The sequence below is a fragment of the Enterobacter asburiae genome (assembly GCA_011754535.1).
Taxonomy (GTDB): Bacteria; Pseudomonadota; Gammaproteobacteria; order Enterobacterales; family Enterobacteriaceae; genus Enterobacter; species Enterobacter cloacae_N.
Genome location: JAAQVN010000001.1, coordinates 1 through 23,992 on the forward strand (window position 1 = coordinate 1; position 23,992 = coordinate 23,992).

The following is a 23,992-nucleotide window of genomic DNA, read 5'->3' on the forward strand; positions in this document are numbered from 1 at the left end:
GTGTCACTTTCGCTTTGGCAGCAGTGTCTTGCCCGATTGCAGGATGAGTTACCAGCCACAGAATTCAGTATGTGGATCCGCCCGTTGCAGGCGGAGCTGAGCGATAACACGCTGGCTTTGTATGCGCCAAACCGTTTTGTGCTCGATTGGGTAAGGGACAAATACCTTAATAACATCAATGGTCTGCTGAACGATTTCTGCGGGTCAGATGTCCCACAGCTGCGTTTTGAAGTGGGCACAAAGCCGGTCACCCAAACCGTTCGTGAAACCGTAAATGTAGCCGCGCCTGCTCAGGCTGTTCCGGCTCCGGCACCTCGCGTCGCACCCGCTCGTCAGGGCTGGGATAACGTCCCTGCCCCCGCAGAGCCAACCTATCGCTCTAACGTTAACGTGAAACACACGTTCGATAACTTCGTTGAAGGTAAGTCGAACCAGCTGGCGCGCGCGGCGGCCCGTCAGGTTGCGGATAACCCCGGCGGAGCCTACAACCCGCTGTTCCTCTATGGCGGCACGGGTCTCGGTAAAACCCACCTGCTGCATGCGGTAGGTAACGGCATTATGGCGCGCAAGCCTAACGCGAAAGTGGTGTATATGCACTCCGAGCGCTTCGTTCAGGACATGGTAAAAGCCCTGCAAAACAATGCGATCGAAGAGTTTAAACGCTACTACCGTTCCGTTGACGCGCTGCTGATCGATGACATCCAGTTCTTTGCCAATAAAGAACGATCGCAGGAAGAATTTTTCCACACCTTCAACGCCCTGCTGGAAGGTAATCAGCAGATCATTTTGACCTCGGATCGTTATCCAAAAGAGATCAACGGCGTTGAAGATCGTCTGAAATCCCGCTTCGGCTGGGGCCTGACCGTGGCGATCGAGCCACCGGAGCTGGAAACCCGCGTTGCGATCCTGATGAAGAAAGCCGATGAGAACGACATTCGCCTGCCGGGTGAAGTGGCGTTCTTCATTGCCAAGCGTCTGCGCTCCAACGTGCGTGAGCTGGAAGGGGCGCTGAACCGCGTTATCGCCAATGCCAACTTTACCGGTCGTGCGATCACCATCGATTTTGTGCGTGAAGCGCTGCGTGATTTGCTGGCATTGCAGGAAAAACTGGTCACTATCGACAATATTCAAAAGACGGTGGCCGAGTACTACAAGATTAAAGTGGCAGATTTACTGTCTAAACGTCGTTCCCGCTCGGTGGCGCGTCCGCGTCAGATGGCGATGGCGCTGGCAAAGGAGTTAACCAACCACAGTCTGCCGGAAATCGGCGATGCGTTTGGTGGCCGTGACCATACGACCGTGCTGCACGCTTGTCGCAAGATTGAGCAGTTACGCGAAGAAAGCCACGACATAAAAGAAGATTTTTCCAATCTAATCAGAACATTATCATCGTGACGCTATGAAATTTACCGTTGAACGTGAACATTTATTAAAACCGCTGCAACAGGTGAGTGGCCCATTAGGCGGCCGCCCAACGCTGCCTATTCTCGGAAACCTGCTGCTTCAGGTCGCGGACGGTACGCTGTCGCTGACCGGTACAGATCTGGAAATGGAAATGATCGCGCGCGTTACGCTGACGCAGCCGCACGACGCGGGCGCGACCACGGTTCCGGCACGTAAATTCTTTGATATCTGCCGCGGGCTGCCGGAAGGCGCTGAAATCGCCGTGCAGCTGGAAGGCGACCGCATGCTGGTGCGCTCTGGCCGCAGCCGTTTCTCACTCTCCACGCTGCCAGCTGCAGACTTCCCGAACCTGGACGACTGGCAGAGTGAAGTGGAATTCACCCTGCCGCAGGCGACGATGAAGCGTCTGATTGAAGCCACGCAGTTCTCCATGGCGCATCAGGACGTTCGTTACTACTTAAACGGCATGCTGTTCGAAACCGAAGGTGAAGAGCTGCGTACCGTGGCTACCGACGGCCACCGTCTGGCGGTCTGTTCTATGCCGATTGGCGACTCACTGCCAAACCATTCGGTGATCGTGCCGCGTAAAGGGGTGATTGAGCTGATGCGTATGCTCGACGGTGGCGACACGCCGCTGCGCGTGCAGATCGGCAGCAACAACATCCGCGCGCACGTGGGTGATTTTGTCTTCACATCGAAGCTGGTTGACGGCCGTTTCCCGGATTATCGCCGCGTGTTGCCGAAGAACCCGGACAAAACGCTGGAAGCGGGCTGCGATAGCCTCAAGCAGGCGTTTGCCCGTGCCGCTATCCTCTCTAACGAGAAATTCCGCGGCGTGCGCCTTTACGTGAGTGAAAACCAGATCAAAATCACCGCTAACAACCCGGAGCAGGAAGAGGCAGAAGAGATTCTGGACGTCACCTACGCCGGGGCTGAGATGGAAATCGGCTTTAACGTCAGCTACGTGCTGGATGTGCTCAATGCACTGAAATGCGAGAACGTGCGCATCCTGCTGACCGACTCCGTTTCGAGCGTACAGATTGAAGATGCCGCATCACAGTCGGCTGCTTATGTTGTCATGCCAATGAGACTGTAATGTCGCTCACCCGTCTGTTGATCCGTGACTTTCGCAATATCGAAAGCGCGGATCTCGCTTTATCCCCCGGCTTTAACTTCCTGGTTGGCGCGAACGGCAGCGGCAAAACCAGCGTGCTGGAAGCCATCTATACGCTCGGCCACGGTCGGGCGTTTCGCAGTTTGCAGATTGGTCGCGTCATTCGCCACGAGCAGGAATCCTTTGTTCTGCACGGACGTTTGCAGGGCGCAGAGCGGGAAACCGCCATCGGCCTGACCAAAGACAAGCAGGGCGACAGCAAGGTGCGCATCGACGGCACCGACGGCCATAAAGTGGCGGAGCTGGCGCTGCTGATGCCGATGCAGCTGATTACGCCGGAGGGGTTTACTTTACTCAACGGCGGCCCCAAATACAGAAGAGCGTTCCTCGACTGGGGATGCTTTCACAATGAAGCCGGTTTCTTTAACGCCTGGAGCAACCTGAAGCGTCTGCTCAAGCAGCGTAACGCCGCGTTGCGTCAGGTTACCCGTTACGCCCAGCTGCGTCCGTGGGACATGGAGTTAATCCCTCTCGCGGAACAAATCAGCAACTGGCGTGCCGAATACAGCGCGGGTATCGCCGAAGACATGGCCGACACCTGCAAACAGTTTTTACCCGAGTTCTCTCTCACCTTCTCCTTCCAGCGTGGCTGGGAGAAAGAGACGGATTATGCCGAGGTGTTAGAGAGAAGCTTTGAGCGCGACCGCATGTTGACCTACACCGCGCACGGCCCGCACAAGGCGGATTTTCGCATTCGTGCTGACGGTGCGCCGGTGGAAGATACGCTGTCGCGCGGGCAGCTCAAGCTCCTGATGTGCGCGCTGCGCCTGGCGCAGGGGGAGTTCCTCACCCGCGAGAGCGGGCGGCGCTGCCTGTACCTGATAGATGATTTTGCCTCGGAACTTGACGACGCGCGGCGCGGGCTGCTTGCCAGCCGCTTAAAAGCCACGCAGTCGCAGGTTTTCGTCAGCGCCATAAGCGCTGAACACGTTATGGACATGTCGGACGAAAATTCGAAGATGTTTACCGTGGAAAAGGGTAAAATAACGGATTAACCCAAGTTGAAATGAGCGAGAAACGTTGATGTCGAATTCTTATGACTCCTCCAGTATCAAAGTCCTGAAAGGGCTGGATGCGGTGCGTAAGCGCCCGGGTATGTATATCGGCGACACGGATGACGGCACCGGTCTGCACCACATGGTATTCGAGGTGGTAGATAACGCTATCGACGAAGCGCTCGCGGGTCACTGTAAAGACATCGTGGTCACCATCCATGCGGACAACTCCGTCTCCGTCACCGATGATGGCCGTGGCATCCCAACCGGTATTCACCCGGAAGAGGGCGTATCCGCTGCGGAAGTGATCATGACCGTTCTGCACGCAGGCGGTAAGTTCGACGATAACTCCTATAAAGTTTCCGGCGGCCTGCACGGTGTAGGCGTTTCCGTAGTTAACGCCCTGTCGCAGAAGCTGGAGTTGGTCATCCAGCGCGAAGGCAAAATTCACCGTCAGATTTACCAGCACGGCGTGCCTGAAGCCCCGCTGGCCGTTACCGGCGATACCGACAAAACCGGTACCATGGTGCGTTTCTGGCCGAGCCTCGAAACCTTCACCAACGTCACCGAATTCGAGTACGACATTCTGGCGAAACGCCTGCGTGAACTGTCGTTCCTGAACTCCGGCGTATCGATTCGCCTGCGCGACAAGCGTGACAACAAAGAAGACCACTTCCACTACGAAGGCGGTATCAAGGCGTTCGTTGAGTATCTGAACAAAAACAAAACGCCAATTCACCCGAATATCTTCTACTTCTCCACCGAAAAAGACGGTATCGGCGTGGAAGTGGCGCTGCAGTGGAACGATGGTTTCCAGGAAAACATCTACTGCTTCACCAACAACATTCCACAGCGCGACGGCGGTACTCACCTTGCGGGCTTCCGCGCGGCGATGACCCGTACCCTGAACGCCTACATGGACAAAGAAGGCTACAGCAAAAAAGCTAAAGTCAGCGCCACCGGTGACGACGCCCGTGAAGGCCTGATTGCCGTTGTTTCCGTTAAGGTGCCGGATCCGAAGTTCTCCTCACAGACCAAAGACAAGCTGGTCTCTTCCGAGGTGAAATCAGCGGTTGAGCAGCAGATGAACGAACTGCTGAGCGAGTACCTGCTGGAAAACCCGAACGACGCAAAAATCGTTGTGGGCAAAATTATCGATGCGGCGCGTGCCCGTGAAGCGGCGCGTAAAGCCCGTGAGATGACCCGTCGTAAAGGCGCGCTGGACTTAGCGGGCCTGCCGGGCAAGCTGGCTGACTGTCAGGAACGCGACCCGGCGCTGTCCGAACTGTACCTTGTGGAAGGGGACTCCGCGGGCGGTTCTGCGAAGCAGGGCCGTAACCGTAAAAACCAGGCAATTCTGCCGCTGAAGGGTAAAATCCTCAACGTTGAGAAAGCGCGCTTCGACAAGATGCTCTCTTCCCAGGAAGTGGCGACGCTCATCACCGCGCTGGGCTGCGGCATTGGCCGCGATGAGTACAACCCGGACAAGCTGCGCTATCACAGCATCATCATCATGACCGATGCGGACGTCGACGGCTCGCACATCCGTACGCTGCTGTTGACCTTCTTCTATCGTCAGATGCCTGAAATCGTTGAGCGTGGCCACGTCTACATTGCACAGCCGCCTCTGTACAAGGTGAAGAAAGGCAAGCAGGAACAGTACATCAAAGATGACGATGCGATGGATCAGTACCAAATCGCGATCGCCCTTGACGGTGCAACCCTGCACGCGAACTCCAGCGCTCCGGCACTGGCAGGCGAGCCGCTGGAGCGTCTGGTCTCCGAGTTCAACGCCACGCAGAAAATGATTGGCCGTATGGAGCGCCGTTATCCAAAAGCGCTGCTGAAGGAGCTGGTCTATCAGCCGACCCTGACCGAAGCCGATCTGAGCAACGAGCAGACCGTGACGCGCTGGGTGAACGCTCTGGTGAGCGAGCTGAACGAGAAAGAACAGCACGGCAGCCAGTGGAAGTTCGACGTTCAGCAGAATGCGGCACAGCAGTTTGAGCCTATCGTTCGCGTCCGTACCCATGGCGTCGACACCGACTATCCGCTGGAGCACGAATTTGTGACCGGTCCGGAATACCGTCGTATCTGCACCCTCGGCGAGAAGCTGCGCGGCCTGATCGAAGACGATGCGTTCATCGAACGTGGCGAGCGTCGTCAGCCGGTAGCCAGCTTCGAGCAGGCGCTGGAATGGCTGGTGAAAGAGTCCCGTCGCGGTCTGTCTATCCAGCGTTATAAAGGTCTGGGCGAAATGAACCCGGATCAGCTGTGGGAAACCACCATGGATCCGGAAAGCCGTCGCATGCTGCGCGTCACCGTGAAAGACGCGATTGCTGCGGACCAGCTGTTCACCACTCTGATGGGTGACGCGGTTGAACCGCGTCGTGCCTTCATCGAAGAGAACGCGCTGAAAGCGGCGAATATCGATATCTAATGCCGTTACACTGCGATAAAAGCCGCGCTTCAGCGCGGCTTTTTTATGGGCGCAGGAAGGTCCAGCGACATCACAGCCGGTAAACGGCTCGCCAGCGTATCTACAGCAATTCTAACCCTCAGCGGCAGATGAGGCGTCAGCTGCCAGACGGCATGAACGTTGAAGTGAACATCCGGCGCCTGCTTCAGGAGCGGGACGAGTTTTCCCTGATGAATTTCTTTGATGACCATCCAGCAGGGCAACCAGGCAATGCCGTGCCCGGCCAGCGCAGCGTCGCAAATAGCCTGCAAATCATCCATGTTTAGCGACGAACGGGGAGTAAAGGTGCGAGACGTTCCTTCGTCATCCATCAACTGCCAGGGCAACACTCTGCCCGCGCGCAGATAGTTAATGGCAGTATGCTGGGGTAAATCATCAACGCGTTGTGGCTGGCCTTTCTTCTGCAGGTAATCCGGCGCGGCGCACAGCACCATGCGGTGTTCTCCAAGCTTTCTGGCCACCAGCACGCTGCTGTCCTGCAGCGTGCCGTTACGTACCGCCATATCAAACCCTTCCTCGACCAGATCCACCACGCGGTCGCTGAATGACATTTCCAGTTCAAGCCCGGGGTGTTCCTGCGCCAGCGCGATCAGCAGCGGGGCGACGCACTGACGGCCAAACAGTACCGGCATGGCAACGCGCAGGCGGCCACTGACCTGCTGTTTCCCTGTTTCAAGTAGCGATTCCGCGCCACGGATTTCCTCCAGCGCGCGCAGGCAGCGTTCATAAAAAAGGGCGCCGTTATCGGTCAGCCTCTGGCTGCGGGTGGTGCGGTGAAAAAGACGAACTCCCAACCGCTGTTCGAGGCGAGCGATGCTTTTTCCTACCGCCGAGCGTGACAAATGCAGACGAATGGCGGCCTGCGCAAAACTACCCGCCTCAACGGCGGCCACAAAAACAGGAATATCCTTCAGCGTATCGGACATAGATTGTCTCTATTCTGGCGTCAATAAAGGGAAAACTTATCGCCACTGGAGAATATGAGTCAACGGTAGACTGTCATTACTGAAGCTTATCTGATGGCAGGAGAAAAAATGACAGAAACAATGCAGCGCTGGTCAATGAACGCCCTCGGGCGCGAGAATCTTAAACTCGTTCATGAACCGGTTCCCCAGCCAGGCCCGGGTGAAGTGCGCGTGCGGGTAAATGCCGTTGCGCTCAACTACCGCGATAAAATGGTCATTGAAGGCACGATGCCGATCCCGCTTTCCTTCCCGTTCACCCCGGCGTCTGACATGGCGGGCGTGGTGGACAGCGTGGGTGAAGGCGTTACGCGTTTCAAACCTGGCGCTCGCGTCATTTCAACCTTCTTCCCGGAGTGGATCGACGGCAAGCCGCAGGCAGACGCGCGCAACTTGCCCTACAAAACGTCCGGCGGCTATTTCCAGGGAATGCTGGCCGAGTATGTGATTGTAAATGAAAACGCGCTGGTGGCTTCCCCGGAAACCCTGGATGACGCAGAGGCCAGCACGTTACCCTGCGCAGGTCTTACCGCCTGGTTCGCACTGGTGGAGCGGGGTCAGCTCCGCGCCGGGCAATCGATACTGGTACAGGGGACGGGCGGCGTGGCGATTTTCGCCCTGCAAATTGCAAAAGCGCACGGCGCAGAGGTCATTGTCACGTCCGGGAGCGATGAAAAGCTGGCGCTCGCCAAAAAACTGGGCGCCAGACAGGGCGTCAACCGCCTGAAAAGTGACTGGGCTGAAGAGGCATTGGCGCTGACTCAGGATCGCGGCATCGACCATATTATCGAAACCGTAGGTGGGGAGAACCTGAAGCATTCCCTGCGCGCCGTTGCCGTTCACGGGCGTATCTCCGTCATTGGCGTGCTGGGCGGAACTGACATTTCGCTGCCTGCTGGCGAGCTGCTGCTTAAATCCCCCGTCATTCAGGGGATTGGCGTGGGGCACCGTCGGGCGCTGGAAGATTTTGTCCGCGCTGTTGACGTCACGGGACTGAAGCCGGTGATTGAGCATCGCTACCGTTTTAACGAGCTTGAACAGGCCCTTGAACATCTGGATCGCGGCGCATTCGGTAAAATCGTTCTCACCCGCGAGTAAGTCGTCGTTCCCCGGGATTTGCGTAAAAGGGGTGTTTCTGTTGCGCAATGTAGCTCTATTTTTGTGTGCTTAATCGCGTTAGCATGAGGCAGCACTCATTTATCCCGGGGAACTCATGGCTATCAAACTTATTGCAATCGATATGGACGGCACGCTGCTGCTGCCAGACCACACTATCTCTCCAGCCGTTAAAAATGCGATCGCCGCCGCACGCGCAAAGGGTGTGAATGTGGTTCTGACCACGGGGCGTCCGTATGCGGGCGTTCACAGCTACCTGAAAGAGCTGCACATGAATCAGCCGGGTGATTACTGCATCACTTATAACGGCGCGCTGGTGCAGAAAGCCGCAGATGGCAGTACGGTTGCGCAAACCGCGCTGAACTATGACGACTACCTGTTCCTGGAAAAACTGTCCCGCGAAGTGGGGTCCCACTTCCACGCGCTCGATCGCAATACGCTTTATACCGCTAACCGCGATATCAGCTACTACACGGTACATGAATCCTACGTTGCGACCATTCCGCTGGTGTTCTGTGAAGCCGAGAAAATGGACCCGGCGACCCAGTTCTTGAAAGTAATGATGATCGACGAGCCGGAGATCCTGGATAAAGCCATCGCGCGCATTCCGGTCGAGGTAAAAGAGAAGTACACCGTGCTGAAAAGTGCGCCGTATTTCCTCGAAATCCTCGATAAACGCGTCAATAAGGGTACCGGTGTGAAATCGCTTGCTGATACGCTGGGCATCAAACCTGAAGAGATCATGGCGCTCGGCGACCAGGAGAACGACATCGCGATGATTGAATTCGCGGGTGTGGGCGTGGCGATGGATAACGCCATTCCGTCGGTGAAAGAAGTGGCTAATTTCGTCACCAAATCCAACCTGGAAGACGGCGTTGCCTACGCGATCGAGAAGTTTGTGCTGCAGTAACGCTTATTTTCAATCATCAGCCTCGGTTATCAACCGGGGCTTTTTTTTGCGCTGAACTTATCCAATTGTTCTTTTTGTGATCTTGATTGTAGTACAACATTAATTGATTGTACTACATTGTCACCACAGCAAAGACGAACTCTCTCACGTTTGTACTGCAAAAGTGAGGTGAAATTCAGCGGTCGCGGTAAAGTAGTGCTGGACATACAGAGCACAAGGACTCTCCATGACACTCAATAAAACCGATCGCATTGTTATCACGCTGGGTACCCAGATTGTGGGCGGTAAATACGTTCCCGGTTCGCCGCTCCCCGCAGAGGCTGAACTGTGCGAGGAGTTTGAAACCTCGCGCAACATCATCCGGGAAGTGTTCCGCTCGCTGATGGCGAAGCGGCTGATTGAAATGAAGCGCTATCGCGGCGCGTTTGTTGCCCCGCGCAACCAGTGGAACTACCTCGATACCGACGTGCTGCAGTGGGTGCTGGAAAACGACTACGACCCGAGGCTTATCGGCGCGATGAGTGAAGTTCGAAACCTGGTGGAGCCGGCAATTGCGCGCTGGGCGGCGGAACGCGCGACCTCCGGTGATTTGGCCCAGATTGAATCGGCTTTAAACGACATGATCGCCAATAACCAGAACCGGGAGGCGTTCAACGAGGCGGACATTCGCTATCACGAAGCGGTGCTGCAGTCGGTGCATAACCCGGTATTACAGCAGCTTAGCGTGGCGATCAGCTCGCTACAGCGAGCGGTATTTGAACGTACCTGGATGGGTGATGAGGCCAACATGCCAAAAACGCTCCAGGAACATAAAGCGCTGTTCGATGCGATACGGCATCAGGACGGCGATGCGGCAGAGCAGGCGGCGCTTACCATGATTGCCAGCTCGACACGAAGGCTGAAGGAAATCACATGACATCTCGCTACATCGCAATTGACTGGGGATCGACCAATCTGCGCGCCTGGCTATACCAGGGCGAGCAGTGCCTGGAGAGCAGGCAATCAGAAGCAGGCGTGACGCGCCTGAACGGTAAATCCCCCGAGGCGGTGTTAGCTGAGGTCACACAAAACTGGCGCGACAGCGCCACGTCGGTGGTAATGGCGGGAATGGTGGGCAGTAACGTAGGCTGGAAAATTGCACCTTATCTGCCGGTTCCCGCCCGTTTCTCCGCTATTGGTGAGCAGTTAACGTCCGTTGGCGACAATATCTGGATTATTCCCGGTTTGAGCGTCTCTCGCGACGATAACCGCAACGTGATGCGCGGCGAAGAGACGCAGCTGCTTGGCGCGCGCGCTCTCTCTCCTTCTTCTGTCTACGTCATGCCCGGCACGCACTGTAAGTGGGTCCAGGCTGACGCTGAGCAAATCCACGATTTTCGCACCGTAATGACCGGCGAGCTGCACCATTTGCTGCTCAACCATTCGCTGGTCGGGGCCGGTTTACCTGAGCAGGAATCCTCGTCAGAGGCGTTTGCCGCCGGGCTTGAACGTGGGATCGCCTCCCCTGACGTTTTGCCGCAGCTTTTTGAGGTTCGCGCCTCGCACGTGCTGGGACTTCTCCCGCGCGAGCAGGTCAGCGAGTTTCTCTCCGGCCTGCTGATTGGCGCAGAGGTCGCCAGCATGCGTGAGTTCATCGCGCACGAGCAGGCCATTACGATTGTCGCAGGCGCATCGCTAACGTCGCGCTACGAACAGGCATTTCGCGCCGTTGGGCGTGATGTTTCGACGGTATCCGGCGACACGGCATTTCAGGCAGGAATAAGGAGCATCGCTCATGCAGTGGCAAACTGATCTTCCCCTTATCGCGATTTTGCGCGGCATCACGCCCGATGAGGTGTTAGACCACGTCGGCGCGGTTATCGACGCCGGGTTCGACGCGGTAGAAATCCCGCTCAACTCGCCCGAGTGGGAAAAAAGCATTCCGGCCGTGGTGGAGGCCTTCGGCGATAAGGCGCTGATTGGCGCAGGTACCGTGTTACAGCCTGAGCAGGTCGATCGGCTGGCAAAGATGGGCTGCAGGCTTATCGTCACACCCAATATTCAGCCTGAGGTGATCCGCCGCGCAGTGGGTTACGGCATGACAGTCTGCCCGGGCTGCGCCACCGCCACAGAAGCCTTTACTGCCCTTGATGCGGGCGCGCAGTCGCTCAAAATTTTCCCGTCATCGGCTTTTGGACCGGACTACATCAAGGCGTTGAAAGCGGTATTGCCCGCCAGCGTGCCGGTCTTTGCCGTGGGCGGCGTAACGCCAGAAAACCTGGGCCAGTGGATGAGCGCTGGTTGTGTGGGCGCAGGGCTGGGCAGCGATCTTTATCGTGCCGGACAGGCCGTGGAACGTACCGCACAGCAGGCGGCAGCATTTGTGAAAGCGTATCGAGAGGCAGTGAAATGAAAATAACCAAACTCACCACGTACCGTTTACCCCCGCGCTGGATGTTCCTGAAAATCGAAACCGATGAAGGGGTTGTAGGCTGGGGCGAACCGGTGATTGAAGGGCGCGCGCGCACCGTTGAAGCGGCAGTACACGAGCTGGGCGAATACCTGATTGGTCAGGATCCGGCGCGCATTAACGACCTCTGGCAGGTGATGTACCGCGCGGGCTTCTACCGCGGTGGTCCGATCCTGATGAGCGCCATCGCCGGTATCGACCAGGCGCTGTGGGATATCAAAGGTAAAGTGCTTAACGCGCCGGTCTGGCAGCTTATGGGCGGCCTGGTGCGCGACAAAATCAAAGCCTACAGCTGGGTCGGTGGCGACCGTCCGGCGGAAGTGATCGACGGCATCACGCAGCTGCGCAACATCGGCTTTGACACCTTCAAGCTCAACGGCTGCGAAGAGATGGGCGTTATCGACAATTCGCGTGCGGTAGACCGGGCGGTCAATACCGTGGCGCAAATTCGTGAAGCCTTCGGCAACGAGATTGAGTTTGGCCTGGATTTCCACGGCCGCGTCAGCGCGCCGATGGCCAAAGTGCTGATTAAAGAGCTGGAGCCTTATCGCCCGCTGTTTATCGAAGAGCCGGTGCTGGCCGAGCAGGCGGAGTACTATCCGAAGCTGGCTGAACAGACCCACATTCCTATCGCGGCGGGTGAACGTATGTTCTCGCGCTTCGAGTTTAAACGCGTGCTTGAAGCGGGCGGGATTGCGATCCTGCAGCCTGATCTCTCTCATGCGGGCGGCATCACCGAATGCTACAAAATTGCCGGGATGGCAGAAGCTTACGACGTGGCGCTGGCACCGCACTGCCCGCTCGGCCCAATCGCGCTGGCGGCCTGCCTGCACGTCGACTTCGTCTCCCGCAATGCGGTGTTCCAGGAACAGAGCATGGGGATTCACTACAACAAGGGCGCGGAACTGCTCGATTTTGTGAAAAATAAAGAAGACTTCTGCATGGAAGGCGGTTTCTTTAAACCGCTTATGAAGCCGGGCCTTGGCGTGGAAATTGACGAAGCTAAAGTCATTGAGCTGAGTAAGAATGCGCCGGACTGGCGAAACCCGCTGTGGCGTCATGAGGACGGCAGCGTAGCCGAATGGTAAATGCGCGTCATACTTCGCGCTGGTGATGCGTTGGCTGCGTTTTCTTACCCCGGTCACATACTTTTGTATGCTCCCGGGGATGCGAAAACTTGCCGCCTTCCCCCAGCACGAATTATTTAGCGCATTCTGTTTACGTTTTTAATTAAAAAAACCAAATACACCCTCTGTAAATTACAGGGCATGGTGAGCGGCTTCGCTATGCCCAAAATCTGGAGACAGATTGCGATGGATATTCCAGTTACCGCTACAAAAACCGGGCGTCGCCGCTACCTGACGCTGATTATGATCTTTATTACCGTGGTCATTTGCTATGTCGACCGCGCCAACCTTGCCGTGGCATCGGCCCATATTCAGGAAGAGTTTGGCATCACCAAAGCGGAAATGGGCTACGTCTTCTCGGCGTTTGCCCGGCTGTATACCTTATGCCAGATCCCCGGCGGCTGGTTTCTTGACCGCGTGGGTTCACGTCTGACCTACTTTATCGCCATATTAGGCTGGTCCGTGGCGACCCTGTTCCAGGGCTTCGCCACCGGGCTGATGTCGCTGATTGGCCTGCGTGCCATCACCGGGGTTTTCGAAGCGCCCGCGTTTCCGACCAACAACCGTATGGTGACCAGCTGGTTCCCGGAACACGAGCGTGCGTCCGCCGTTGGTTTTTACACTTCCGGGCAGTTTGTCGGCCTGGCGTTCCTGACGCCGCTGCTGATCTGGATCCAGGAGCTGCTGAGTTGGCACTGGGTGTTCATCGTCACCGGCGGGATTGGCATTATCTGGTCGCTTATCTGGTTCAAGGTCTACCAGCCGCCGCGTCTGACCAAAAGTATCACCAGGGCCGAGCTGGATTACATCCGCGACGGTGGCGGTCTGGTGGATGGTGATGCGCCGGTGAAAAAAGAGGCGCGCCAGCCGCTGACCAAAGCGGACTGGAAGCTGGTCTTCCACCGTAAGCTGGTTGGCGTTTATCTGGGCCAGTTCGCGGTTACTTCTACGCTGTGGTTCTTCCTCACCTGGTTCCCGAACTACCTGACCCAGGAAAAGGGGATCGCGGCGCTGAAGGCGGGCTTTATGACCACCGTGCCGTTCCTCGCCGCATTTTTCGGCGTGCTGCTCTCCGGCTGGCTGGCCGATAAGCTGGTGAAAAAAGGGTACTCGCTGGGCGTGGCGCGTAAAACGCCGATTATCTGCGGCTTGCTGATCTCAACCTGCATTATGGGTGCCAACTACACCAACGATCCGGTGTGGATTATGGCCCTGATGGCGGTGGCGTTCTTTGGTAACGGTTTCGCCTCTATCACCTGGTCGCTGGTGTCGTCCCTTGCGCCGATGCGGCTGATTGGCCTGACCGGCGGCGTGTTCAACTTTGTCGGCGGACTGGGCGGGATCACCGTACCGCTGGTCATCGGCTACCTGGCGCAGGACTACGGCTTCGGTCCGGCGCTGGTCTACATCTCTGCCGTAGCGCTGATCGGGGCTCTCTCCTACATCCTGCTGGTGGGCGATGTGAAACGAGTAGGCTAATCCCTGCGGATGTTTTACCCTGATGCACTCACCGTGCATCAGGGTATCCTCATGAAACAAATCACCTTCGCCTCCCGCAACCACCAGCTCACCAACGTCAATACCTGGACGCCGGACAGCCGGTGGCTGGTCTACGACGTACGTCCGTCAGGCGCGTCCTTCACCGGCGAAACCATTGAGCGGGTCAATGTCGCTACGGGTGAGGTGGAGGTGGTCTATCGCGCCACTGACGGCGCGCATGTTGGCGTGGTGACCGTTCATCCGGCAGAGGATAAATACGTCTTTATCCACGGCCCGAAAAATCCGGATGCAGGCTGGCGCTACGATTTTCATCATCGTCAGGGGGTGATCGCGCATAACGGTCAGGTCAGCAATCTGGACGCGCTGGATATCACTGCCCCTTACACCGCAGGCGCGCTGCGCGGCGGCAGCCACGTGCACGTCTTCAGCCCGAACGGGCAGTTCGTCAGCTTCACCTATAACGACCATGTTTTACATGAGCGCGATCCAAAGCTCGATTTACGCAATGTCGGCGTGGCGGCGCCTTTCGGCCCGGTGAACCCGCAGGGGAACCATCCGCGTGAATATTCTGGCACGTTCTGGAGCGTGCTGGTCAGCCGCACGACGCCCGACCCGCAGCCGGGCAGCGATGAAATCAATCGCGCCTATGAAGAGGGCTGGGTGGGCAACAACAGGCTGGCGTTTATCGGCGATACCCTGTCCGCGCAGGGCGAAAAAGTGCCTGAACTGTTTATTGTTAACCTGCCAGAAGACGAGCAGGGCTGGAAACAAGCGGGCGATGCGCCGCTGCAGGGAACGCCAGACACCCTGCCAGCGCCGCCTGCCGGGGTGATGCAGCGTCGTTTGACCTTTACGCATAAGAGGGCGTATCCGGGCCTGGTGAACGTGCCGCGTCACTGGGTACGCAGTAATCCGCAGGAGACGCAGATCGCGTTTCTGATGCGGGATGATAACGGCATTGTGCAGCTGTGGCTGATCTCTCCTGAGGGCGGCGAGCCGCGCCAGTTAACCCATACGGAGAGCGGGATTCAGTCTGCGTTTAACTGGCACCCTTCCGGGAACATGCTGGGATTTGTGCTTGAAAACCGGATCGCCTGCTGCGACGCGCAGAGCGGAGAGGTAACGTTTTTGACGTCCGATCACGGCAACCCGCCGTCTGCTGATGCCGTCGTGTTTTCCCCTGACGGGCGCTTTATTGCATGGATGGAAGAGACGGGCGGTTTCCGCCAGCTGTGGCTAACGGAAACCGCTTAGGACTAGCGCGGGGGCATTGCAGCGGGCGGGATGACGGAATTGGTCGCCAGATTTTCCTGCTCGCTTTTCTCAACGCGTGAGCGCACGGAATTGTCCGTGCGGAACATGTCCCACGGCAGCAGCAGCGTATCGGCGACTGCCGTGAAAGGCATATCCAGGATAACCAGGGATTTGGTGCCCCAGTTGGTATCGTCATCGGAGATCATCGCCGCGCTGGCGCGCGTCCCCGGATATGTTCCTTCTTTACCGCCGGTGTGAGACATCACGCTCGAACACCCGCAAAGCAAAACTACCCCGCTGAACGCCGTCAGCTTTATCAGAACATTTTTCATCATCACTCAGTCATCGTTAATGGCACTGCATAGACCTGCAACTCAGGGTTATAGCGAGCCTTATCCGAAATGAATAGCCCGATAACCCCGCACTGTGGCAGCCATCGCAATTTAACCCTTTGTGCTGTTGTCCCAGAGTCTATGCGACAACCAGCAAAGTGCAAAAAAATCTCACAACAATACGCTTGAAAAGCCCGATTCCAGACCCATTTTAAGAATGTGGCCCGATAACGAGCACGCCTGATGGGTGTTCGGGGGCGCAAAGGCCTGTCCATGGTGGAAGGCTACAATTTCTCGCTGATTTCAGGAGTTTTATTTATGCGTAACTTCGATCTTTCTCCGCTATACCGTTCTGCAATTGGTTTTGATCGCCTGTTTAACCATTTAGAAAATAACCAAAGCCAGAGCAACGGCTACCCTCCATACAATGTTGAGCTGGTTGACGAAAACCACTATCGCATCGCCATTGCCGTCGCCGGTTTTGCAGAACACGAACTGGAGATCACCGCGCAGGACAACCTGCTGGTGGTGAAAGGTTCCCATACGGCCGAGCAGAAAGAACGTACCTACCTTTATCAGGGCATCGCCGAGCGCAACTTTGAACGCAAGTTCCAGTTAGCCGAGAACATTCACGTTAAAGGCGCGAACCTGGTCAACGGCCTGCTGTTTATCGAACTGGAACGTGTGATTCCGGAAGAGAAAAAACCGCGCCGTATCGAAATTAACTAATTACGCGGGTCGCGTGAGCGGCCCACCCGGACTTGCTTGCCGTAACGGGAGCATATGCGAATCCATCACGATTTGCAGGAACAACTGCGCACAAAATTAAACTGTGCCGAACTCGCTTCTCAGAAGGAGATTTAGTATGCGTAACTATGATTTATCCCCCCTGCTGCGTCAGTGGATTGGTTTTGACAAGCTGGCTAACGCCCTGCAAAGCACCACCGAGCAACAGACGTTTCCGCCGTACAACATCGAAAAAAGCGACGATAACCACTATCGCATTACCCTTGCGCTGGCCGGTTTCCGCCAGGACGATCTGGACATCCAGCTTGAAGGCACTCGCCTGACCGTGAAGGGGTCGCCGGAAAAACAAGAGGCTGAGACCCGGTGGCTGCATCAGGGGCTGGTTAATCAGCCGTTTAGCCTGAGCTTTACCCTGGCAGACCATATGGAAGTGTCCGGTGCGACGTTTACTAACGGGCTGTTGAATATCGACCTGATCCGTAACGTACCGGAGGCCATCGCGCCGCAGCGTATCGCCATTAGCGAGCGCCCGGCGTTGAATAGCTAATAGTGTGCGGGCTGATGCCCTCACCCCAGCCCTCTCCCACTGTACAGTCCGGGGACATAGTGAACACTTGTTCGGGGACATGGTAGACACTTACAACTGAGGCATAAGAACCCGTTTATGGAGTCGCTTATGCCCTGGGATGCGAGAGATACCATGTCATTACGTACCGGGTTTGTTTTGTTCGCCTCGCAGGACGGGGCGAACATCCGTTCCCTCTGCCGTCGCTTTGGCATTTCACCTGCCACCGGCTACAAGTGGCTTCGCCGCTGGGCTCACGAAGGCCCGTCCGGCCTTCAGGACCGCCCGCGCATACCGCACCATTCCCCGAACCGCTCATCTGACGACATCACAGCCCTGCTGCGCATGGCGCATGACCGTCATGAACGCTGGGGCGCACGCAAGATTAAGCGCTGGCTCGAAGACCAGGGGCACCCCATGCCCGCCTTCAGCACCGTCCATAACCTCATGGCCCGTCACGGCCTGCTGCCGGGCGCTTCACCGGGCATTCCCGCCACGGGACGCTTCGAATACGACGCGCCGAACCGCCTCTGGCAGATGGATTTTAAGGGCCACTTTCTCTTTGGCGGTGGCCGCTGCCATCCGCTCACCCTGCTGGACGACCACTCCCGTTTTTCCCTGTGCCTTGCGCACTGTACTGATGAACGGCGCGAGACCGTGCAGCAGCAGCTGGTCAGCGTGTTTGAGCGTTACGGCCTGCCGGACCGGATGACGATGGACAACGGCTCACCGTGGGGCGACACCACCGGCACCTGGACGGCGCTGGAGCTGTGGCTGATGCGTCTGGGTATCCGGGTGGGGCACTCCCGGCCTTACCATCCGCAGACGCAGGGCAAGCTGGAGCGTTTTCACCGCAGCCTGAAGGCGGAAGTGCTGCAGGGAAAATGGTTCGCGGACAGCGGTGAGCTGCAGCGCGCCTTCGACCACTGGCGGACGGTCTATAACCTTGAACGCCCGCACGAGGCGCTGGATATGGCGGTACCGGGCTCGCGGTATCAGCCGTCAGCCCGGCAGTACAGCGGCAACACAACGCCACCGGAATATGACGAGGGCGTGATGGTCAGGAAAGTGGATGTCAGCGGAAAGCTGAGCGTGAAAGGTGTAAGTCTGAGCGCAGGCAAGGCGTTCAGGGGAGAACGGGTCGGGCTGAAGGAGACGGTGAAAGATGGCTGCTATGAAGTATGGTGGTACAGCACGAAAGTGGGGGTGATCGACCTGAAGAAAAAGTCGATCACCATGGGTAAAGGATGTTAAAAAGTGTTCATCATGTCCCCGAACACCTGTCTACCATGTCCCCGGACTGTACACCCACAGGGAGAGGGTGAAAAGATAAAGCCCTGCCCCGGCAGGGCTTTTTTGTGCGCCATCGCCCATACAACCGCCCCCGGCTCTGAGAGAATCCTTAGCATAACTAAGGTTATGCCAAGGAAGTGGATCATGAGTGATATCGCGTTAACCGTAAGCGTGTTGGCCCTGGTCGCTGTTGTTGGCCTGTGGATAGGGAATATCAAAATTCGCGGCGTCGGGTTTGGGATAGGCGGGGTGCTGTTTGGCGGCATTTTTGTCGGACACTTCGCCGACAAGCTCGGGCTGGTTCTCAGCGCCGAAATGCTCCACTTTACTCAGGAGTTCGGCCTGATCCTCTTCGTCTACACCATCGGGATTCAGGTAGGGCCGGGCTTTTTCGCTTCCCTGCGCGTCTCCGGGCTACGGCTAAACCTGTTTGCCCTCGGCATTGTGGTAATGGGTGGGCTGGTCACCGCGATCCTGCACAAAATCTTTGCTATCCCGCTGCCCGTGGTGCTGGGCATTTTCTCCGGGGCGGTCACCAACACGCCGGCGCTCGGTGCCGGGCAGCAAATCCTGCGCGATTTGGGCATTGAGTCCGGCATTGTCGACCAAATGGGGATGAGCTACGCCATGGCCTATCCGTTTGGTATTTGCGGCATTTTGCTCTCCATGTGGCTGGTACGCGTCCTGTTTCGTATTAACGTCGAAACAGAGGCAAAAGATCACGAAACCACGCTTACCAACGGCCATATGCCGATCAAAACCATCAACATTCGCGTCGATAACCCCAATCTGAACAATATGGCGATTCAGGACGTACCGATCCTGAACAGCGCCAATATCATCTGCTCCCGCCTTAAGCGTGACGATATGCTGATGGTGCCTGCGCCTGGCACCGTCATTCGGCAAGGCGATCTGCTGCACCTGGTCGGCCAGCCGGGGGATTTAAATAACGCGCGGCTGGTGATTGGTCAGGAAGTGGATACCTCGCTCTCAACCCGCGGCACCGATATGCGCGTGGAGCGCGTAGTGGTGACTAACGAGCACGTTCTTGGCAAAAAAATTCGCGATCTGCAGGTAAAAGAGCGCTATGACGTGGTGATCTCTCGACTTAACCGTGCAGGTGTCGAACTGGTCGCCAGCCCGGAGGCCAGCCTGCAGTTCGGTGATATCCTCAACCTGGTCGGGCGCCCGTCGTCCATCGACGCCGTGGCGGATATGGTGGGTAACGCCCAGCAGAAACTGCAGCAGGTGCAGATGCTGCCGGTGTTTATCGGTATCGGGCTCGGCGTGCTGCTCGGTTCTATTCCTGTGTACGTGCCGGGCTTCCCGGTGGCGCTCAAGCTCGGCCTGGCGGGCGGGCCGCTGATTATGGCGCTGATCCTCGGGCGTATCGGCTGTATCGGGAAGCTCTACTGGTTTATGCCGCCGAGCGCCAACCTGGCGCTGCGCGAGCTGGGCATCGTGCTGTTCCTGGCGGTAGTCGGGCTAAAATCCGGAGGGGATTTTGTCGATACCCTGGTCAAGGGCGAAGGGATGAGCTGGGTCGGCTACGGCATCTTCATCACGGCGATTCCGCTGCTGACGGTGGCAATCCTGGCGCGGATGTTCGCCAGAATGAACTACCTGACGCTTTGCGGCATGCTGGCGGGCTCCATGACCGATCCGCCCGCGCTGGCCTTTGCCAACAACCTGCACGCCACCAGCGGCGCGGCCGCGCTCTCCTATGCCACCGTCTACCCGCTGGTGATGTTTCTGCGTATCATCACCCCACAGCTACTGGCGGTGCTGTTCTGGGGGATGGGCTAGCAGATCGTCCGGGTGGATGCGCCGCAGATGGTAGTCCACCTGGTAATCGCTGGTATTTCGGAACATCACGGAATAATTGAGGAACTCGCCGCTGTCGCTGTAGGAAAGAGAGGTAATGCGCAGCAGCGGCGTCTGTTCCGGCAGGTTCATATAACCGGCCAGCGTTTTATCTGCCAGCACCGGCGTCAGGCTTTCGTAGTTGCCGCTGATGGTGATCCCGCACTCCTTCTCGATGTAATCGAACTTAGACCCCTCAAGATGCGCCAGCGACAGGTTGCGGAACAGCTTCACCGGCATAAAGCTGTCCTCCAGCATCAGCGGCTTCCCGTCCACGTAGCGTACCCGCCGTGAAAAGTAGATCCGCTCATCCACCTGAATCCGAAGCTGGCTGGCGATGGCGGGCGGGGCGGGCATCACTTCGAACTGCAGCACCTTGCTCTGCACCTCTTTTCCCTGCTGACGCAGCACCTCCACCAGCCCGGTCAGGTTGGTGGTTTCGTGATGTACGTCTTTGCGTGAGACAAACGTTCCGCTGCCGTGCCGCCGCTCAACCAGCCCCCAGCTCACAAGCAGGTCTAACGCTTTTCGAATGGTCATTCGCGCCACGCCGAACTCCTGCGCCAGCGCTTTTTCGCCGGGCAGCGGGCTGCCGATATTGTAGTCCGACGAGTTCAGCCGCAGCCGCAACCTGTCGGCAATAGATTTGTAGATCACCACCAGACCTCTCTGCCCTTATCAGGGCGTGGATTACGTCCTTACATGTCCATATTTACCGCAAAAAGTAGACCTGATTGGTCAAAATAAAACCATGAATGCGATCACGAATCGCAGCGGCACGCCATGTTCACGCATCAGTAAGTTCTTATGCTCACCTCAGGCCAGCAAAAAACCATAAAGGCCTCTACCCCTACAGGTTGTTTCATGAGGATTTAAAAATGCTCAGTCAAATACAACGTTTTGGCGGTGCCATGTTTACCCCGGTGTTGCTGTTTCCGTTCGCCGGGATCGTGGTGGGAATCGCCATCATGCTTCGCAACCCGCTGTTTGTTGGCGAAGCGCTAACGGCCCCCGATCATCTTTTCGCGCAGATTGTTCACATCATTGAAGAGGGCGGCTGGGCGGTGTTTCGCAATATGCCGCTGATTTTTGCCGTCGGTTTGCCGATTGGCCTGGCGAAGCAGGCGCAGGGCCGCGCCTGTCTGGCGGTGCTGATTAGCTTCCTGACCTGGAACTACTTCATTAACGCGATGGGGATGACCTGGGGCCACTTTTTCGGCGTCGACTTCTCCGCCGAACCGACGGCGGGTAGCGGGCTGGCGATGATTGCCGGGATCAAAACGCTCGATACCAGCATCATCGGGGCCATTGTGATTTCAGGCATTGTCACCGCCATCCACAACCGCTACTTCGACAAGCCGCTGCCGGTGTTTCTGGGGATTTTCCAGGGCAGCTCGTTTGTCGTTATCCTCGCGTTCTTCGTCATGATCCCCTGCGCCTGGCTGACGCTGCTGGGCTGGCCGAAAGTGCAGATGGGCATCGAGTCCCTGCAGGCGTTTCTGCGCTCTGCCGGCGCGCTGGGCGTATGGGTGTATACCTTCCTGGAACGCATTCTGATCCCAACCGGATTGCACCACTTCGTCTACGGTCCGTTCATCTTCGGCCCGGCGGCGGTGGAGGGCGGGATTCAGGTCTACTGGGCGCAGCACCTGCAGGAGTTCAGCCAGAGCACCCTGCCGCTGAAAACCCTCTTCCCGGAAGGCGGGTTCGCGCTGCACGGCAACTCAAAAGTGTTTGGCTCGGTCGGGATTGTATTTGCTATCTGGTACACCGCGTCGCCGGAAAACCGCGTCAAGGTGGCGGGCCTGCTGGTTCCTGCCACGCTCACCGCCGTGCTGGTGGGCATTACCGAACCGCTTGAGTTCACCTTCCTGTTTATCTCGCCGCTGCTGTTTGCCGTGCACGCGGTGCTGGCGGCCACCATGGCAACGGTGATGTACACCTTCGGCGTGGTCGGGAACATGGGCGGCGGCCTGCTGGACCAGTTCCTGCCGCAAAACTGGATCCCGATGTTCCATAACCACGCCACGACGGTCTTCACCCAGATCGGCATTGGCGTCTGCTTCACCGGCATCTACTTCGTGGTCTTCAAAACGCTGATCGAACGTCTGAACCTGAAAACGCCTGGCCGGGAAGAGAGCGAAATCAAACTCTACAGCAAGGCCGACTATAAGGCTGCGCGCGGGCAAACCACCGCCCCGGCGGCGGCCAGCCAGCAGGTTGGACAGGCCGCCGGATTCCTGCAGGCGCTGGGCGGCGCGGCCAACATCGAAAGCATCAATAACTGTGCCACCCGCCTGCGTATCGCGCTGGTCGATATGGCGAAAACCCAAAGCGATGACGTCTTCAAAGCCCTCGGCGCCCACGGCGTGGTGCGACGCGGCAACGGCATTCAGGTGATTGTCGGCCTGCACGTTCCTCAGGTGCGCGACCAGCTGGAATCGCTGATGAAAACTCCTTTAACGAATGAACAAACCACCCTGACAGAGGCTATATCATGAAAAAATTCTCAGTTGTCATTGCAGGCGGCGGCAGCACCTTTACGCCTGGTATCGTCCTGATGCTGTTAGCCAACCGTGACCGCTTCCCGCTGCGCGCGTTGAAGTTCTATGACAACGACGGCGCACGTCAGGAGACCATCGCCGAAGCGTGCAAAATCATCCTCAGGGAGCAGGCCCCGGAGATTGAGTTCAGCTACACCACCGATCCTAAAGCGGCGTTTACCGATGTGGATTTCGTGATGGCGCACATCCGCGTGGGCAAATACCCGATGCGCGAAAAAGATGAAAAAATTCCGCTGCGCCACGGCGTGCTGGGTCAGGAAACCTGCGGACCGGGCGGTATCTCTTACGGCATGCGCTCTATCGGCGGCGTGCTGGAGCTGGTGGATTATATGGAGCAGTACTCCCCGAACGCGTGGATGCTGAACTATTCCAACCCGGCGGCGATTGTCGCAGAAGCCACGCGCCGCCTGCGCCCGAACGCCAAAATTCTCAACATCTGCGATATGCCGATCGGCATTGAAGGACGCATGGCGCAGATTGTCGGCCTGAAGGACCGTAAAGAGATGCGCGTGCGCTACTACGGCCTGAACCACTTCGGCTGGTGGACGTCGATTGAGGATCTGAACGGCAACGATCTGATGCCAAAACTGCGCGAATACGTGGCGAAAAATGGCTATGTTCCGCCTTCCGAAGATGCACATACCGAAGCGAGCTGGAACGATACTTTCGCCAAAGCCAAAGACGTGCAGGCGCTGGATCCGGACACCATGCCGAACACCTACCTGAAGTATTATCTGTTCCCGGACTACGTGGTTGCGCATTCCAACCCGGAACGCACCCGCGCCAATGAGGTCATGGACCACCGTGAGAAGCACGTGTTCAGTTCCTGCCGGGCGATTATTGAGGCGGGCAAATCCTCCGCAGGTGAGCTGGAAATCGACGAACATGCGTCGTACATCGTCGATCTGGCGACGGCGATTGCCTTTAATACGCAGGAGCGGATGCTGCTGATTGTGCCAAACAACGGGGCCATCCATAACTTTGATGCCGATGCGATGGTGGAGATCCCGTGCCTGGTGGGCCATAACGGGCCGGAGCCGCTTACGGTGGGCGATATTCCGCACTTCCAGAAAGGGTTGATGAGCCAGCAGGTGGCGGTGGAAAAACTGGTGGTGGATGCCTGGGAGCAGCGCTCGTACCAGAAGCTCTGGCAGGCCATTACCCTGTCGAAAACCGTGCCGAGCGCCTCCGTCGCGAAAGCGATTCTGGATGACCTTATTGAGGCCAACAAAGAGTACTGGCCAGAGCTGCATTAATC

21 protein-coding genes and 1 other annotated feature are annotated in these 23,992 nt (G+C 57.3%); of the genes, 18 read left to right on the forward strand and 3 right to left on the reverse strand.

Features of this window, described 5'->3' with window-relative positions; translation table 11 throughout:
• From dnaA to gyrB, 4 genes are read left to right on the forward strand one after another with little or no spacing between them, the layout of a single operon-like run.
• Complete coding sequence (dnaA, locus tag HBM95_00005) at nucleotides 1–1,395, forward strand: chromosomal replication initiator protein DnaA (GenBank protein NIH41334.1); 1,395 nt, start codon at nucleotides 1–3, stop codon at nucleotides 1,393–1,395.
• Between the two features lie 4 nt (nucleotides 1,396–1,399).
• Nucleotides 1,400–2,500, forward strand: a complete 1,101-nt coding sequence (gene dnaN / locus HBM95_00010) for a DNA polymerase III subunit beta (GenBank protein NIH41335.1) — start codon at nucleotides 1,400–1,402, stop codon at nucleotides 2,498–2,500.
• The gene (gene recF / locus HBM95_00015; GenBank protein ID NIH41336.1) at nucleotides 2,500–3,573 is read left to right on the forward strand and encodes a DNA replication/repair protein RecF; all 1,074 of its coding nucleotides are present in this window, start codon (nucleotides 2,500–2,502) and stop codon (nucleotides 3,571–3,573) included. Before dnaN ends, recF begins: the two co-directional genes overlap by 1 nt.
• 28 nt (nucleotides 3,574–3,601) lie before the next feature.
• Complete coding sequence (gene gyrB, locus HBM95_00020) at nucleotides 3,602–6,013, forward strand: DNA topoisomerase (ATP-hydrolyzing) subunit B (GenBank protein NIH41337.1); 2,412 nt, start codon at nucleotides 3,602–3,604, stop codon at nucleotides 6,011–6,013.
• Between the two features lie 29 nt (nucleotides 6,014–6,042).
• On the opposite strand, the gene HBM95_00025 is transcribed toward gyrB, so the two are convergent.
• Complete coding sequence (locus tag HBM95_00025; protein NIH41338.1) at nucleotides 6,043–6,978, reverse strand: LysR family transcriptional regulator; 936 nt, start codon at nucleotides 6,976–6,978, stop codon at nucleotides 6,043–6,045.
• A gap of 108 nt (nucleotides 6,979–7,086) precedes the next feature.
• Between HBM95_00025 and HBM95_00030 the strand changes: the two genes are divergently transcribed.
• The 8 genes from HBM95_00030 (at nucleotide 7,087) to HBM95_00065 (ending at nucleotide 15,370) form a co-directional block, all read left to right on the forward strand.
• A complete protein-coding gene (locus tag HBM95_00030; protein NIH41339.1) occupies nucleotides 7,087–8,112 on the forward strand; it encodes an NAD(P)-dependent alcohol dehydrogenase in 1,026 nt (341 codons plus the stop codon).
• Between the two features lie 115 nt (nucleotides 8,113–8,227).
• On the forward strand, nucleotides 8,228–9,040 hold the full coding sequence (yidA, locus tag HBM95_00035) for a sugar-phosphatase (protein NIH41340.1): 813 nt from the start codon (nucleotides 8,228–8,230) through the stop codon (nucleotides 9,038–9,040).
• Between the two features lie 226 nt (nucleotides 9,041–9,266).
• Nucleotides 9,267–9,956, forward strand: a complete 690-nt coding sequence (dgoR, locus tag HBM95_00040; protein NIH41341.1) for a D-galactonate utilization transcriptional regulator DgoR — start codon at nucleotides 9,267–9,269, stop codon at nucleotides 9,954–9,956.
• On the forward strand, nucleotides 9,953–10,831 hold the full coding sequence (locus tag HBM95_00045) for a 2-dehydro-3-deoxygalactonokinase (GenBank protein ID NIH41342.1): 879 nt from the start codon (nucleotides 9,953–9,955) through the stop codon (nucleotides 10,829–10,831). Before dgoR ends, HBM95_00045 begins: the two co-directional genes overlap by 4 nt.
• Nucleotides 10,815–11,432 (forward strand): 2-dehydro-3-deoxy-6-phosphogalactonate aldolase, encoded by a 618-nt coding sequence (locus HBM95_00050; protein ID NIH41343.1) that lies wholly within the window; start codon nucleotides 10,815–10,817, stop codon nucleotides 11,430–11,432. The genes HBM95_00045 and HBM95_00050 overlap by 17 nt, the downstream gene beginning before the upstream one ends.
• Entirely contained in the window at nucleotides 11,429–12,577 is a 1,149-nt protein-coding gene (dgoD, locus tag HBM95_00055) for a galactonate dehydratase (GenBank protein NIH41344.1), read from the forward strand. The genes HBM95_00050 and dgoD overlap by 4 nt, the downstream gene beginning before the upstream one ends.
• A gap of 180 nt (nucleotides 12,578–12,757) precedes the next feature.
• Nucleotides 12,758–14,095 carry an MFS transporter gene (locus tag HBM95_00060; protein NIH41345.1) on the forward strand — a complete coding sequence of 446 codons (1,338 nt, stop codon included), beginning with the start codon at nucleotides 12,758–12,760 and terminating at the stop codon, nucleotides 14,093–14,095.
• A 9-nt stretch (nucleotides 14,096–14,104) separates the two neighbouring features.
• Nucleotides 14,105–15,370, forward strand: coding sequence for a DUF3748 domain-containing protein (locus HBM95_00065; protein ID NIH41346.1), 1,266 nt, complete (start codon nucleotides 14,105–14,107; stop codon nucleotides 15,368–15,370).
• 2 nt (nucleotides 15,371–15,372) lie between these two features.
• On the opposite strand, the gene HBM95_00070 is transcribed toward HBM95_00065, so the two are convergent.
• Nucleotides 15,373–15,705 (reverse strand): YceK/YidQ family lipoprotein, encoded by a 333-nt coding sequence (locus HBM95_00070; protein NIH41347.1) that lies wholly within the window; start codon nucleotides 15,703–15,705, stop codon nucleotides 15,373–15,375.
• Between the two features lie 250 nt (nucleotides 15,706–15,955).
• Nucleotides 15,956–16,027, forward strand: a sequence feature (ROSE (Repression Of Heat Shock gene Expression) occurs in the 5'-region of heat shock genes and acts as an RNA thermometer to modulate expression.).
• Between HBM95_00070 and ibpA the strand changes: the two genes are divergently transcribed.
• The 4 genes from ibpA (at nucleotide 16,021) to HBM95_00090 (ending at nucleotide 20,113) form a co-directional block, all read left to right on the forward strand.
• Nucleotides 16,021–16,431, forward strand: coding sequence for a heat shock chaperone IbpA (gene ibpA, locus HBM95_00075; protein ID NIH41348.1), 411 nt, complete (start codon nucleotides 16,021–16,023; stop codon nucleotides 16,429–16,431). It overlaps the preceding feature by 7 nt.
• A 136-nt stretch (nucleotides 16,432–16,567) precedes the next feature.
• Complete coding sequence (gene ibpB / locus HBM95_00080; protein ID NIH41349.1) at nucleotides 16,568–16,996, forward strand: heat shock chaperone IbpB; 429 nt, start codon at nucleotides 16,568–16,570, stop codon at nucleotides 16,994–16,996.
• 117 nt (nucleotides 16,997–17,113) lie between these two features.
• Nucleotides 17,114–18,268: an IS481 family transposase gene (locus tag HBM95_00085; GenBank protein NIH41350.1), complete on the forward strand. Its 1,155-nt coding sequence runs from the start codon at nucleotides 17,114–17,116 to the stop codon at nucleotides 18,266–18,268.
• A gap of 183 nt (nucleotides 18,269–18,451) precedes the next feature.
• Nucleotides 18,452–20,113, forward strand: coding sequence for a putative transporter (locus HBM95_00090; protein NIH41351.1), 1,662 nt, complete (start codon nucleotides 18,452–18,454; stop codon nucleotides 20,111–20,113).
• On the opposite strand, the gene HBM95_00095 is transcribed toward HBM95_00090, so the two are convergent.
• A complete protein-coding gene (locus HBM95_00095; protein NIH41352.1) occupies nucleotides 20,081–20,827 on the reverse strand; it encodes a GntR family transcriptional regulator in 747 nt (248 codons plus the stop codon). The genes HBM95_00090 and HBM95_00095 overlap by 33 nt on opposite strands.
• 221 nt (nucleotides 20,828–21,048) lie before the next feature.
• On the opposite strand from HBM95_00095, the gene HBM95_00100 reads away from it, so the two are divergent.
• Both HBM95_00100 and HBM95_00105 read left to right on the forward strand, forming a co-directional pair.
• The gene (locus HBM95_00100; protein ID NIH41353.1) at nucleotides 21,049–22,671 is read left to right on the forward strand and encodes a PTS transporter subunit EIIC; all 1,623 of its coding nucleotides are present in this window, start codon (nucleotides 21,049–21,051) and stop codon (nucleotides 22,669–22,671) included.
• Nucleotides 22,668–23,990: a 6-phospho-alpha-glucosidase gene (locus tag HBM95_00105; protein NIH41354.1), complete on the forward strand. Its 1,323-nt coding sequence runs from the start codon at nucleotides 22,668–22,670 to the stop codon at nucleotides 23,988–23,990. Before HBM95_00100 ends, HBM95_00105 begins: the two co-directional genes overlap by 4 nt.
• Nucleotides 23,991–23,992 lie beyond the last annotated feature (2 nt).